The organism is Paenibacillus sp. JJ1683 (assembly GCF_053006485.1).
Window position 1 is genome coordinate 4,804,206 of the sequence record NZ_CM129820.1, and the last position, 13,105, is coordinate 4,817,310.

At 40.3% G+C, this 13,105-nt stretch carries 11 protein-coding genes; 4 read left to right on the forward strand and 7 right to left on the reverse strand.

Going from position 1 to position 13,105, the window contains the following annotated elements; all coding sequences use genetic code 11:
• Window positions 1–9 precede the first annotated feature (9 nt).
• On the forward strand, window positions 10–192 hold the full coding sequence (locus tag ACUC6J_RS20790; RefSeq protein WP_117290047.1) for a FeoB-associated Cys-rich membrane protein: 183 nt from the start codon (window positions 10–12) through the stop codon (window positions 190–192).
• Between the two features lie 142 nt (window positions 193–334).
• On the opposite strand, the gene ACUC6J_RS20795 is transcribed toward ACUC6J_RS20790, so the two are convergent.
• Genes ACUC6J_RS20795 through ACUC6J_RS20810 form a run of 4 tightly spaced genes read right to left on the reverse strand, consistent with a single transcriptional unit; the run spans window position 335 to window position 4,723 of the window.
• Window positions 335–1,051, reverse strand: a complete 717-nt coding sequence (locus tag ACUC6J_RS20795) for an ABC transporter ATP-binding protein (protein ID WP_222822023.1) — start codon at window positions 1,049–1,051, stop codon at window positions 335–337.
• A gap of 13 nt (window positions 1,052–1,064) precedes the next feature.
• Window positions 1,065–2,318, reverse strand: a complete 1,254-nt coding sequence (locus tag ACUC6J_RS20800; protein ID WP_222822022.1) for a hypothetical protein — start codon at window positions 2,316–2,318, stop codon at window positions 1,065–1,067.
• Window positions 2,319–2,334: 16 nt separating this feature from the next.
• Window positions 2,335–4,497 carry a peptidase domain-containing ABC transporter gene (locus ACUC6J_RS20805; RefSeq protein WP_447250311.1) on the reverse strand — a complete coding sequence of 721 codons (2,163 nt, stop codon included), beginning with the start codon at window positions 4,495–4,497 and terminating at the stop codon, window positions 2,335–2,337.
• On the reverse strand, window positions 4,481–4,723 hold the full coding sequence (locus ACUC6J_RS20810; RefSeq protein ID WP_117290038.1) for a response regulator transcription factor: 243 nt from the start codon (window positions 4,721–4,723) through the stop codon (window positions 4,481–4,483). The genes ACUC6J_RS20805 and ACUC6J_RS20810 overlap by 17 nt, the downstream gene beginning before the upstream one ends.
• Before the next feature lie 224 nt (window positions 4,724–4,947).
• Here ACUC6J_RS20810 and ACUC6J_RS20815 point away from each other — a divergent pair, with 224 nt between their 5' ends.
• Together ACUC6J_RS20815 and ACUC6J_RS20820 are read left to right on the forward strand one after the other, a co-directional pair.
• Window positions 4,948–5,169, forward strand: coding sequence for a mersacidin family lantibiotic (locus ACUC6J_RS20815; RefSeq protein WP_013373086.1), 222 nt, complete (start codon window positions 4,948–4,950; stop codon window positions 5,167–5,169).
• Window positions 5,170–5,276: 107 nt separating this feature from the next.
• Window positions 5,277–8,507: a type 2 lanthipeptide synthetase LanM family protein gene (locus ACUC6J_RS20820; RefSeq protein WP_447249363.1), complete on the forward strand. Its 3,231-nt coding sequence runs from the start codon at window positions 5,277–5,279 to the stop codon at window positions 8,505–8,507.
• A gap of 70 nt (window positions 8,508–8,577) precedes the next feature.
• On the opposite strand, the gene xylB is transcribed toward ACUC6J_RS20820, so the two are convergent.
• On the reverse strand, window positions 8,578–10,101 hold the full coding sequence (gene xylB, locus ACUC6J_RS20825) for a xylulokinase (RefSeq protein ID WP_222822020.1): 1,524 nt from the start codon (window positions 10,099–10,101) through the stop codon (window positions 8,578–8,580).
• A 56-nt stretch (window positions 10,102–10,157) separates the two neighbouring features.
• Window positions 10,158–11,474, reverse strand: coding sequence for a xylose isomerase (gene xylA, locus ACUC6J_RS20830; RefSeq protein ID WP_025365846.1), 1,317 nt, complete (start codon window positions 11,472–11,474; stop codon window positions 10,158–10,160).
• A 135-nt stretch (window positions 11,475–11,609) separates the two neighbouring features.
• Here xylA and ACUC6J_RS20835 point away from each other — a divergent pair, with 135 nt between their 5' ends.
• Window positions 11,610–12,782, forward strand: a complete 1,173-nt coding sequence (locus ACUC6J_RS20835) for an ROK family protein (protein ID WP_447249364.1) — start codon at window positions 11,610–11,612, stop codon at window positions 12,780–12,782.
• Window positions 12,783–12,871: 89 nt separating this feature from the next.
• Here ACUC6J_RS20835 and ACUC6J_RS20840 read toward each other — a convergent pair whose 3' ends face one another.
• Window positions 12,872–13,102, reverse strand: a complete 231-nt coding sequence (locus ACUC6J_RS20840; RefSeq protein ID WP_013373091.1) for a glutaredoxin family protein — start codon at window positions 13,100–13,102, stop codon at window positions 12,872–12,874.
• Window positions 13,103–13,105: the final 3 nt, after the last annotated feature.

The window sequence follows — 13,105 nt, forward strand, 5'->3', positions numbered from 1 at the left end:
GTGGATTCCATGATCAATGTAATTATTTTATTGGCGATCCTCGGTTATAGTGCGTGGGTGTTGGTACGATTTTTGCGAAAAAGCCGCCAAGGCGCCTGTGCCGGCTGTTCATCAAGCAAGTCATGTCCGGGCTGTGCCGTGAGTTCAGTGAATGAAGATACTAGAATAACAACGGTAGCTCACAAAGGTTAACCATAGTTCATCTCAGAATGGACGGATAGCAAGGAAAAACTTGGCGACTGCCCTCTAAATACATTACAGAGAGCATTGTTAGCCAAGTTTTTTCTTTGTTGCTCTATTCCTTGAGAAGTTTTTAATCAAGAGTACAAATAAGCTAATCATGTTGATGTGCTATATATAGGCATTCAAGGTCAATTGTAGATCTTCCTGCATATGTTATCCGACCGTTTCGAAGAATGGCAACCTGGTCTGCTAATTTCTCAGCTAATCCTATAATATGAGTAGATAATAAAATAACTCTGCCTTCTGTTAGATACTCACTTAGTGTACTTCTAACAATCATCACTTGATCAGGATCTAATCCGTTAGTCGGTTCATCTAATATAAGAATTGTAGGTTCATGTAAGAGCGTTGAAGCTAATGCAACTCTCTTTTTAGTACCTTGGGATAACTCTTCCATTTTTATATTTTGATAATCTTCTAATTTGAATCTCTCCAACCATTTAGCGATGCGCTTTTCGAGTTGGTCCTTCGGTACCTGGCGTAATCCCCCAATTAGTCGCATCATTTCTACTACAGAAAGTACGGGATAATAAAAGGGAAATTCTTGTAGATAGCCTACCATTGATTTATAGTTTTGATTCTCAAAATCAATTATGGTTTGATTGAATCGAATTATCCCTTTTTGTACCTGATGAAGACCAGCAATTAAACTTAATAAAGTTGATTTACCCGCTCCATTAGGGCCTAGCAACACAGTAATTTGGTTGTCTGACACACCCCAATTTATTCCATGTAGAATTTCTTTAGAGCCATAACTGAAAGAAACTTGATCTAGTTGTAAAAATGATGATTTATTTTCTTGGGTCATCGTTGGCTCACTCCTAAGATACTTTTTTATAAAAAAGTATAAATCTTATATAGATCATAACTGATATAGCTGCAAATAATACTTTATGAAATTGATGAAGGTACAATAGTATTAGCATACTCATTGCAATGACCCAGCTCCCAAGAAACTTGATTCGGTAATTCCCTAAATAGTCGATGGATAAAAATTTGTAACCCAAAGGCATACCAAAACTAATTAAAGTAGTTGAGAGGAATATACTCCATATTGTTTGAATTAATAAAACCACTGGGCTAATCTGTAAATAAATCCCCCAAAACCACTGATGCATAAAAATAATCCCTATATTTAAAGCACATAAAATTAGCCATTTAGTGCGCAACATCTTCTTCCAAGCAAATAGCGTTGTTTTATATATTAGTAATCCTTTTCCCTCTATAATAAGACTCTTGACAGCCCAAATATCAACAGCAAACCATGATAATACCGCGCTACTGATTGTAAGAATAAACGGACTTTCTCTAATACTATAAGAGTTTAAAACTTCAATTCCCAAAGCTAACATAAAAAAAGAAAACAGATTAACTCGCCTAATAATAAACAACAATTCTTTTTTTAGGAGTGGATATTGAGATAGCCATCCACGTCGACACAAAAGTTTTTTTGGACCATGATACTGTAAAAAAACAGACCAAGAGCGTTGTGCAAAATAGAAAGCTATATATCCCATGCTTATACATAACAAAATCCAAGTCAAAATACGTACCGATAGGGACATTGGCAATATGAAATAGACTACATTCAGTGATAGAACTAAAAAGCTTATTACATATCCATAGAATTTTCTAAATAAAGTTATATACCCAAATATCTCTGCAAAAAGCACACCTAAGATCAATCCTGAAACCATATTAAAAATGTAATTGTGATAAACACCCCATACGATCTGGCCAACTACGATCCATAAAAGTAATATTAGAAAAGGAATTTTTTTTATAATAGTATATTGGGTTAAAAACAAATTTCCCTTTCCTATAGACCACAAAAAACGTATTTCCTCCGTTTTTGAAGCGGATATACTTATACCAATCTGAATCAAAAAACCAATGATTCCATATATGATAGCCCACATCATTGCTTTAAAGCCCAAGCTGTTTAATCTTAAGGTAGCATTAGCTAATCCATTGGGAATTAAAATCAATAAAAAAATGAATAAAGCAACCTCCATTTTAGTTAGCTTTCTGAGTTGCTTTAGATACAATATTTCACATAACTTTATACTTGTCATTTTTCTCGTCTCCAAGTCATAAAACTGGCTCAACCTGAAAATCAGTTTTCTTCAAATTATACAAATTAAAATATTTGCCTTTTAAACTGATCAATTCCTGATGATTTCCTTGTTCTATTATTTCCCCTTGATCAAGCACAATTATTCTATCTGCTCGTTGGACTGTACTAAGACGATGAGCAATAATGATCTGTGTACAATGTCTCTCTTGTAAGAAATCTGTTATCAATTGCTCTGAAACACTATCAAGTGAACTTGTTGCCTCATCCAAAAGAAGGATTTGAGGTTCTGCCAAAAAAGCACGCGCCAATAAAATGCGTTGCCGCTGTCCCCCTGAAAAGTTTAATCCGTTCTCGGAAACAACAGTTTGATAGCCTAAAGGGAGACTCATAATAAAATGATGAATATCGGCTTGCTTTGCTGCCCGAACTATCATATCTATGGTACAATCTCCATTGTCCATGGCGATGTTATCCAATATAGAAACATTGAATAATTTTGTCTCTTGTAGAATAACACCTATTTTTTGACGATATTCTCTCAAATGCCATTGATTCAGCGGTATATTATCGATGCTGATTTCTCCCAATGAAGCCTTATAAAGTCCTAGTATTAACTTTGCCAAAGTACTTTTACCTGAGCCTGATGCACCCACAATTGCAACCTTTTCGCCTGGGAATATTTCAAGATTAATATTTTTTATAACATATTTTCCAAATCGATGATAATTAAAGGAAACATCCTTAAACTTAATATGCCCTCTAAAAGTATGGTTCGGTTTATGGGTACCTGAAGGCTCCTCTACATTTTCAATAACATCTTGAATTCGTTGAATATATGTGCCCACAGTGGCTAGTTCACTAAGAGTCGATCCTAAGGAAACAATCGGTATCATAAAAGCAGTTGATAATGTTTGTAAGGCAAGGAGTCCCCCTAGAGTTATCCATCCCTCAAGCACATAATGGAATCCAATCCATAGAATTAGTAGGGGAAAAATAAACTGGATGCTAACTGTCATAGAATCAAGTGATATATTCCAAATAACACGTTTTTCCGTATTAGTTAGTTGTTTTTTAAAAAGTTCCTCCCACTTCTTGAATACTCTACTCTCAAAGCCTAAAACTTTTATGTCTGTAATTCCATGTATATGTTCTGATAAAAAACCATGCATCTCAGCCTGGCTCGAAGTCTCCTTTCGAGATAAACGGTGAGTAGTAAAAGAACTCAAAACGATAATAAGTAACAATAGAAAACCTACAATTGTAACTAATAATCCAATTTGCCATAGTTGATTAATCATTAAAGCTGCATAAGTTATAAGTAAAAGACCGTCAATAAAAATAGTTATAACTCGATTAGATAATACTCTTCTAATTGTTACGTTAGAGTTAGCCCTAAATACCAATTCTCCCCCTTTTCGATTTTCAAAGAACTCAAAAGGAAGTTTGAAAAGCTTGTCCATAAATTGTGTCATCATAGAAGTATCCATTTGGGATTGTAACTTGGCGATCATGTAGCCCCTCGAAAACTGGAATAACTGTGAAAATAGAAAAATTGTAAAAATAGCCCACCCCAACGTGACCAGAAAAGAATAATTTTTGGATTCTAGTAAGTTGTCAACAGAGAATTGGGTTATTTTAGGTATTAAAACACCTAATCCTTGAAGAATTATTGAGACCAAAAATACAGAAATAAGAAGTTTTCTGCTCTTAAAGGCTAATTTGATATAGAACATCCATCTTGGCCTTTTTCTTTTACTCCGAAAATCCTTTAACGGGGTTAACGAAAGTGCAAAACCCGAATACTTCTCTGTGAATTCTTTGAGGGGAAGAATGAGTCTTCCAAAAGCCGGATCAAGGATTATTACCTTTTTCTTTTTTATTTTCTCAAGAACCACAAAATGCTGGTTATCCCATAACAAAATCAGAGGAACGGTTAGCTCATTTAATTGAGATGCAGTTGCCCGATATCCTCGTGATCTTAAATGATATGTGTTTCCTATTTCTTGAAGTTGTTGCATAGATATACCTGCGCGTACTGCACCAACCTGATTTCTTAACTCTGTTAAAGAAATATTATGTCCATAAAAACCCAAAATCATAGCTATGCTGGCTAATCCACATTCACTATGTTCCATCTGTTCAATAAAAGGTACTTTCTTATTAAAATTCAGAGGAATGCACCTCCATACCTTCTGTCAAAAATACTAAGCCGTAATGATAAGCAAATATACCAATCTCAACTCTTGTTTTTATATTCCATTTCTCTTTAATTGAAGCCACAATTTCGGCAGTACGTCTCATACTGATAGATAAATGCTGGGAGATTTCGCTGTCTTTGTATCCTTGAGCTATACAAATTGCAACTTTTTGTTCTTTTGGAGACAAATTTTGATTTTCTCTCAATTTTCACTCCCCCTATGACTTTTATGAATATTTTTTCATAATTAAGGAAAAAATTCAACACACACTCAATGAATATATTTGTAAAATTAAAAAATAAAATCTTTTTTTGAATTTTTATAGTTTTTTGCATTTAAATGCACTTTTATGAAGTGCAAATTTTTAGGGAATATGATTATCATTAAGTTTGTCTTATATCACTACATTCCCGAGAGGAGTAAAGAATAATGACAAAAGAAGAAATGATCCAAGCATGGAAAAATCCAAAGCTTCGTGTAGCTGGAGAAGGTATTGAGCATCCTGCTGGCGACGCTTTGGTCGAGTTGAGCGCTGACGAGCTTTCTCGTGTACATGGCGGTTTAGGAGTGCAACCAGATTCTACTCCAACTATTACTGTTACTGTTATTGGTGTCACAGTGCTAGTTTGTTTTCCAGGGCATGCCGGATAAATAAGTGAATGCCACTCAGGTATACGCCTTAATTGGCGTATACCTGAGTTATTTTATTTCTTAAAAACTGAGTTTTTTAACTTCATATAAACGAGGACGGGGTAATTATGAAAGAGCAGATCATGCGTGCTCTCTTTTTACAAGAACGTAAAAACCTTTTTGATCAAGCCTTTCAAGGTTTTAATCATAAAATTTGGGAAAAACATAAAGAGGAGACGACAGAACTGATTGACGAATGGTTTAAATTTGCTCTTATTAATACAAAATCCAAAAAAGAAGCTCGATTTAAAGCTTTAAGTATGAATGAAGAGACATTTGGAGCCTTGATTCAATCTACCGAAAATCTTAAATGGGATGAGAATTATTTAACGATTATTAAAGAGTATCAAGCAGAATGGTTCCAAGTTTTGGAAGAGGCTCTAAAAATGAATGAAATTCAACCAGTTTTGCAAAGCGAGTCTCGAACAATGGATATTCTTATTCGTCCATTTATTATTTGGTCAAGAAATCAATTAAGACAGCACTTATCCAATATAGATAATGCTCAGGATTTTATTCTACATGAGAGTACGCTAAATTCGGTCTTGCATACCTTATCTTTTCAATTGGCCCAAATCGCTGGTCGATCATTTGTCTTAGAACTAAATATAGCTAAAGCTTTGGGAGAATTAGAAGGACAAACTCCAGAGGAGCGATTTATCTCTTTCATTGAGAAAAAATTTGTAGGATATAAGCAACTTGTATCATTTTTTTCTGAGTATGCAGTTATTTCCCGCACTTTAACTGAAAGAACTATGCTTTTTGTAAATGTAATAAAAGAGACGTTAGACCGTTATCTCCTAAACCGATCTATGATTATTGATACATTTTCTTTACATTCATCAGAACTTATACGTATAGATGCTGGGTTCGGTGATTCTCACCAGCAAGGTCGCTCAGTAATGCGGTTATATCTTGCAAACGGGCAATCGTTTATGTATAAACCAAAGCCACTAGATATTTCACTCCATTTTCAAGAATTAATTCAATGGTTTAATGATAAAGGGTTTTCCCCTTTTCTCCAAAGGAATTCTGTTATCGCACTGGACGGTTATGGTTATGAAAAATTTATCGAAGCAAAACCTTGTAAAACTGAAGAAGAAATCCAATGTTTTTATACACGTTTAGGAGCGCTTTTAGCTATTATATACTTACTGGATGGGACCGATTTTCATTATGAAAACTTAATTGCTTTCGGGGAGCATCCAATGCTGATTGATTTGGAAACCCTCTTTCACAACCAGGTATATCATAATGTCCCCGATTCCGCAGATATAGAGGCTCAGTTTAGGATCCGTAATTCTCCATTAGGCACTTCACTCCTCCCTATCTTGTTTCACCAAGACGATAAAGGATTTGGAATTGAATTGAGCGGTGTAAATGGAGAAAGGCAAATGACACCTTACCCGGTGTTGAGTTTAGTAGATGTAAATACTGATAATATGAGATACATTAGAAAGACTCAGTCCACTTCAACAGGTAACAATCGCCCTTCATTAGAAGGAGAATTTAAAAATGCAGGTGACTACACTGCTGAAATTATAAATGGTTTCCAATCATTATGTTCCATGCTTCTTCAATACAAAATGGATTTATTAGCCCCAACAAGTCCTCTCTTTAGTTTTAATGATGCGCCAGTGCGTATTGTATTGCGTTCAACACAATTTTATACAAATTTCCTTCTTGAATCTCGACATCCTGATTATGGTCGTGATGCTCTAAATCAAGAGAATTTACTTGATCGGATTTGGTTTTCCTGGTTGGATGATCGAATTATTTCTTCCGAACTACAAGATTTACGTGCAGGAGATATTCCATATTTCACTAGTACTCCTAGTTCTCTTGACCTTTGGGATAGTTATGGCAAATGTATAAAAGATGTGTTTACCCGAACAAGCATGTCAATAGTAGAAGATCGATTGAGATCCTTAAGTACTGATAGTATTTCTTTATACAGCGATTGGATTTCTTCTTCCATAGCAGGCTCATCATTAGGAAAACATGTACATAAAGTACATGATCCCTCTCAAAATGAAAAAATAATGACAAGCGGCTTCACTCCAAAACCATTACATTCTGAAAAATTTCTTGAGACAGCAAGAATCCTTGGCGATGAGTTGATTGAAAAATCAGTGTTTAGTCAAAGTAAAAGGTATGTAACTTGGATTGGAATGAATTTAAATTATCGTGGACAACTTTATTTGTCTGCCTTAAGCCCTGGGTTATATGATGGTACAGCAGGCATTGCATTATTTCTAGCATATCTCGGAAAAATCTCAAAAGAGGAGAAATACACCAACGTAGCTCTAGCTGCATTTGAAACAGCGCTAAGTAAAATACCTGCACACCTGAAGTTCCCGTCAGCCTTTTATGGCCAAGCTTCACTTTTATATACTCTCTCTCATTTTGAGAGTTTATTAGGTTTTAACGATGCTTGGAGCAAGCGGAAATCAGACATTATAAGCAGTTTGGAACATAGCATAGAAGAGGATACTTTCTTCGATCTCTTAGGAGGCTCTACAGGAGTTATTCACGTTCTTTTAAATGAATATAATCTTACAAAATCGGCTAAGACTTTAGAGGTAGCAATTCAATATGGAGAGCACTTGTTAAAACATGGAGAAAAAAATAATGAAATGATTTCATGGAAATCTAGTGTATCTCCAACCCCCTACGTAGGCTTTGGCCACGGTAGTATTGGTATTGCTTCAGCCTTGTTTCGTCTTGCAGCAGTTACTAAAAATGATTGCTACTATGCTACTGCAGAGAAAGCATTTGCTCACTTAACAGAATCCTATTCTCCAAACTATTTTAACTGGATTGATCAAGGTATTAAGGAGAATCATGATCTTGCTAATTGGTGTCATGGGGCTAGTGGAATTGGCATAGGACTAACCTTATGTATGCCTTATTTAAGACCAAGTCTAATACCTGATATTGTCCAAAATATCGAAATAGCAGTTAATACAACTTTAAAACACGGATTTAATAAGAGTCACTGCATTTGTCATGGAAGTCTCGGAAATATCGAATTATTAATTTTAGCTGGAGAAGCTCTTAACCGTCCAGAGTGGGTTGCGGAGGCAAAGAAACAAGGCAGCATTGCATTAAATTATTATTTCGAACATGGTAAATTTAAGACTGGTTTGCCCACTGCGTTAGATTCCTATGGGTTGTGGCTAGGTTTGTCTGGAATAGGTTATCAATTCATGCGTCTCTACTCGTTAGCTTCCTTACCAAGCATCCTCTCATTACAAGAGCCACTTTATAATGATTCCTCTTGCATCAAACAACTTTAACATTCAAAAGCCATAATAAAGGTGTCCTCATCAGGAACCCTTATTATGGCTTTATTAACTTAAAGTCTATTCAGCGATAGACCGCCAAATGATCACTTAGCTCCCGTGTGTGTAGATACACTTCACGGTATAGCTCGTATAAGCCTTCATATTGTGCCACACGTTCTGGGTTCGGCGAATATCTTGCTGCTTCACGCAGAAAAGCTTGAGCGCACGCTTGCAGCGATTCAAACCACCCGCTACCATAGGCAGCCAGCATAGCTGCTCCCAAGGCAGGTCCCTGCTCACTTTCCAGCTTGACGATATCCGTGTTAAAAATATCGGCCTGCATTTGCAGCCATGCCTCATTACGCGCTCCGCCGCCGATGGAAATCACTTCATTCACCGTTTTGCCTGTGCCTCTAAGAATATCAATGGATTCCTTGAGTGAAAACGTAATTCCCTCCAGTACCGCTCGTGTAAAATGCGCAAGCTTATGCCCTGCATCCATCCCGATAAAGCTGCCTCGAATAGTTGCATCCGGATGAGGCGTACGTTCGCCTACGATATAAGGCGTGAACAGCAGCCCGCGGCTGCCCGGCTCGACCGAGTTCACATCTTCCAACAATGCGTCAAAGGAATGTTCTGGCGCAAAGGTATCCTTAAACCAGGTCAAGCTGTATCCAGCCGCGAGTGTAACTCCCATGATATAATAAGCATCCTGCTCACTATGATTAAAAAAATGGGCTCGCCCCTGAACGTCGATATCCTTGCGTTCCTCATAGGAAAGCACAACTCCTGAGGTGCCGATGCTGCACAAGGTGCGGCCTTCGCTCAAAATGCCAGCGCCAATCGCGCCACATGCGTTGTCTGCTCCACCTGCATAGACCTTGGTCTCAGACGAAAGCCCGCTCTGCTCCGCAATCTCCGGCAATAGTGTACCCGTCTGGTCAAAGGATTCCACCAGTGGCGGGAACAGCGACAGCGGCAGATCAAACGCAGCAGCGATCTCTTCGCTCCACTGCTTGTTCGCGATGTCCAGCAGTAATGTGCCCGCCGCATCCGAATACTCCATCGCCAGTTCTCCTGTGAGACAGTAGCGTACATAATCTTTGGGCAGCATAAAATGGGCCGCACGAGCCAGCACGTCTGGCTCATGCTCCTGCACCCACAGCAGCTTGGGCAGCGTGAAGCCTTCCAGCGCGCGGTTGCGCGCAATACTTAGCAGCGCTGGCCCGAGCTGTTCTTCAATACGGCGGCATTGTGCCGTTGTGCGCGTGTCATTCCACAGAATAGCCGGACGAAGCACTTGGCCTTCCTTGTCAGTCAGCACAAGCCCGTGCATCTGCCCCGAAAAGCTAATGCCGTCCACAGCATCTGTTCCGGCGATTCCAGCCTTCTCCACAAGCTGTTTCAGTGATGCTAACGTGCCACTGACCCAGTCCTCAGGATGCTGTTCGCTATACCCTGCTTTCGGCTGATGGAGAGGATAGGACTGTGAGGTTTCATAAGCCACTTGCCCCTTGCGGTTGACCAGCACCGTTTTAACTGCGCTGGTACCCAAATCCACGCCGATGACATAACGCTCCTGCTCCTGATTTAGCTTCTCCTGCATTGGAGTTCCTCCTTCCCTTTATCGTGAAATCCTTATTTCATATATAAGCTCTGGCATTAATCAGCCAAAATGTATTGATTTAATGTTGCTTTCAGATATTCCTGACGACCGGACACGTTTTTGCGTGGTGCTTCGTTCGCCAGAGCATATTCAGCCAAGGAAGCAAGCGTTGCTTTTCCAGATACGATATCTGCTCCAATGCCTTCCTTAAAGCTGCTATACCGCTTCTCAATAAAGTCCTCAAACACACGATCCTCGATCAGTTTGGCGGCTACCTTTAGCCCTTTCGCATACGTATCCATACCTGCGATGTGAGCGAGGAACAAGTCTTCTGGCTCAAACGATGCTCTGCGCACCTTGGCATCAAAGTTGATACCGCCACGGCCCAGACCTTCATTTTGCAACACTTCATACATGGTTAGTGTGGCATCATACAGATCAACCGGGAATTCATCCGTATCCCAGCCCAGCAGCAAATCGCCTTGGTTGGCATCTAGGGAACCCAACATGCCGTTAACCCGTGCTACACGTACTTCATGATCAAAAGTATGACCCGCCAAGGTTGCGTGGTTAGCTTCCAGATTCAGCTTGAAATGCTGATCCAGATCATATTTTTGCAGGAAGGCAATCGTCGTCGCTGCATCAAAGTCATACTGATGCTTGGTTGGCTCCTTCGGTTTTGGCTCAATCAGGAACTGAGCGTCAAAACCGATTTCACGCGCGTAGTCCACAGCCATATGGAACATCCGTCCCAGATTGTCCTGTTCCAACTTCAAATCTGTATTCAGCAGTGTTTCGTAGCCTTCACGGCCTCCCCAGAATACATAGTTATCTGCGCCCAGACGTTTGCCCACTTCCAGTCCTTTTTTAATTTGAGCAGCTGCGTGTGCGTATACATCTGCATTGCAAGTTGTCGCAGCTCCATGCAAATAACGTGGATGGCTAAACATGTTCGCCGTGTTCCACAGCAGCTTTTTCCCCGTAGCCTTCATGTGCTCCTCAATCAGATCCACGATGGTATCCAGATTGCTGTAAAATTCCTTCAGTGACGCGCCTTCAGGTGCAATATCCACATCGTGGAAGGCGAAATAAGGTAAATTCAGCTTATCCAGCAGTTCAAAGGCAGCTTCCACACGTGCCTTCGCCAAATCTAGTCCAGTAAACTTGGACCATGGACGTTCCGCAGTCTCTACTCCAAAAGGATCAGAGCCACCTGCAACCAGCGTATGCCAATAAGCCATACTAAAACGCAGATGCTCCTCCATCGTTTTTCCCGCTACCATTTCCTGAGGATTATAAAATTTAAATGCAAAAGGATTATCGGATTGCTTGCCCTCGAATTTAATTTTAGATACTTGTTCGAAATAAGCCATTATAAGTTCCTCCTTTATAGTAAACGTTTACAAAAACGATTCTAGCACAGCCAAGAAACTTTGTCTATTGCTTAAACTAAGTTTATTTTTATGATATAATAACGGGAATTACATCAACAGGAAGTGAAAATAACCATGAATGTTACTGGCGATCAGGCGCTTGTCAAAAAGCTGAATAAATCCATTGTATTGGAGCGAATCCGCCTTAATGCCCCTCTATCGCGGGCACAGTTATCCAGTCAAACCGGATTAAACAAGGCCACCGTTTCCAACCTGGTTGCAGAGCTTATCACCGATGGATTGGTGTATGAGACAGGATTAGGAGAATCCAGCGGTGGGCGTAAACCTTTAATGCTGCTGTTCAACAGCCGTGCAGGCTTTGTGCTCGGTATCGAGGTTAGCGTACAGTACATCAAGGGTGCTCTGACCGATCTGGCAGGTACCATTGAAACAGAGCTTACCCTTTCTCTAACCCATCATGATCCTGACTTTGTCATCGAACAAATCCGTAAGCTCATTCAGAAACTCATGCAGGTCACTCCTCCCTCCCCTCACGGTATTGTTGGCATTGGGTTGGGGGTACCGGGTATGGTGGATGAAACCGGAAATGTTTTATTCGCACCCAATCTGGGCTGGGAAGAGGTTCCGCTGCGTCAACAGCTTGAGACAGAGCTGGGTCTTCCCGTAGTGGTGGATAATGAGGCCAACGTCGGTGCACAAGGTGAATTGTACTATGGTATGGACGCCGATCATCGGCAGCTTGTGCGGGATCTGGTCTACATCAGTGCAGGCTCCGGGATCGGGGCCGGAATTATCATTGATGGCAAGCCGTATCAAGGGGCTTGGGGATACGCGGGCGAGAGTGGACATATGTCCATAGACTGGAACGGGCGCCTCTGCTCGTGCGGCAGCCGAGGCTGCTGGGAGCTGTATGCTTCGGAGAAGGCCTATGTAGCATCCACATTGAAACTGCCCGCACATAATACAGCGGGATTACTCCCGTTTGCCCAGCAAGGTGATGCGAGTACATTAAGCGTCCTTGGTGAAATCGGGCGCTATTTAGGTGTAGGTATTACCAATATTGTGAACAGCCTCAACCCCGGCATGCTTATCATTGGCGGTCCGCTTGCGGAAGCCAGACCTTGGTTGGAGCAAAGTATGCGTACAGTGATCGAAGAGCGGGCCCTGCCCTATCACCGTCGGCAATTACAGATTCGTTTCTCCACGCTTGGGAGCCGTTCGACGATGCTAGGTGCTGCCTATGCGGCAACGGCTCCTTTTCTCGGGCGTGTACGTGTATCTTTGTAAAAGACCAAAAAACAGGCCCCCGTCGCAGTATGTAACTGCGGTGAGGGCCTTGTTTAAACCATATGAAAATCACATGCTGTTAGGCTGGATTAAGCGTTCAACACTTTTTCAAACTTGGTTTTGTTCATACCGGAAATACGTTCTTCCCCAATCAGAGTCAATGGAACGGCACGAATGCCCATATCCCAAACCTCTTGCGCAAAAGCTTCATTGGTTTCAATGTTGCGTTCTTCGTATTCGACGCCTTTTTCAGCCAGGTAGCTTTTTACTTGACGACAATGCGGGCAGTTTGTAGATGTGTAAACTATTGCTTTTTCCATGAA

Bases quoted from the DNA above. Each gene is read 5' to 3' on its own strand.
- ACUC6J_RS20835 (WP_447249364.1), top strand. From the start codon at position 11,610: ATGAATGTTACTGGCGATCAGGCGCTTGTCAAAAAGCTGAATAAATCC.
- xylB (WP_222822020.1), bottom strand. From the start codon at position 10,101: ATGCAGGAGAAGCTAAATCAGGAGCAGGAGCGTTATGTCATCGGCGTG.
- ACUC6J_RS20840 (WP_013373091.1), bottom strand. From the start codon at position 13,102: ATGGAAAAAGCAATAGTTTACACATCTACAAACTGCCCGCATTGTCGT.
- ACUC6J_RS20820 (WP_447249363.1), top strand. From the start codon at position 5,277: ATGAAAGAGCAGATCATGCGTGCTCTCTTTTTACAAGAACGTAAAAAC.
- xylA (WP_025365846.1), bottom strand. From the start codon at position 11,474: ATGGCTTATTTCGAACAAGTATCTAAAATTAAATTCGAGGGCAAGCAA.
- ACUC6J_RS20815 (WP_013373086.1), top strand. From the start codon at position 4,948: ATGACAAAAGAAGAAATGATCCAAGCATGGAAAAATCCAAAGCTTCGT.
- ACUC6J_RS20790 (WP_117290047.1), top strand. From the start codon at position 10: ATGATCAATGTAATTATTTTATTGGCGATCCTCGGTTATAGTGCGTGG.
- ACUC6J_RS20800 (WP_222822022.1), bottom strand. From the start codon at position 2,318: ATGACAAGTATAAAGTTATGTGAAATATTGTATCTAAAGCAACTCAGA.
- ACUC6J_RS20795 (WP_222822023.1), bottom strand. From the start codon at position 1,051: ATGACCCAAGAAAATAAATCATCATTTTTACAACTAGATCAAGTTTCT.